A 387-nucleotide genomic window follows, 5' to 3' on the forward strand; every position below is an offset into this window, starting at 1 on the left:
CTTCCTTGAGACGACCGGAAAGTCGGTGCAGTGACCAGGCACAGGGCAAAGTCAGCAACATCCCTGCAATACTGGAGTAGAGACTGATCTTCAGACTGTTGTATATCGCCTGCCGGAAATACCGACTTTCCAGGATATACAGATAATTACCCAGCCCCCACTCTTCACCCAGGTTACTTTTGAAACTGTCCACCAGTACCCAGATTAGAGGCAGCACCTGGAAGAGAAAAAAGGCAAGAATAAAGGGCGTTAAAAGAAAGAGTGCTTTTCTTTCAGCCTTGTAAAAAGCCATATTACACTTCTCTCAGTGAGCAGAACTAATGGGTAACAATTTACCGTGCTGCTCAATCTCCAGGGTTTCACAGACCAAACCACAAATATGCACTT

Annotated in this window: 1 pseudogene; it reads right to left on the reverse strand. The window is 45.7% G+C overall.

The window, feature by feature from the left end:
* Positions 1–292: pseudogene (locus CWC28_RS21675) on the reverse strand (hypothetical protein); the annotation flags it as partial.
* Between the last annotated feature and the right edge of the window lie 95 nt (positions 293–387).

The organism is Pseudoalteromonas sp. S4492, assembly GCF_005886115.1.
Taxonomy (GTDB): domain Bacteria; phylum Pseudomonadota; class Gammaproteobacteria; order Enterobacterales; family Alteromonadaceae; genus Pseudoalteromonas; species Pseudoalteromonas gelatinilytica.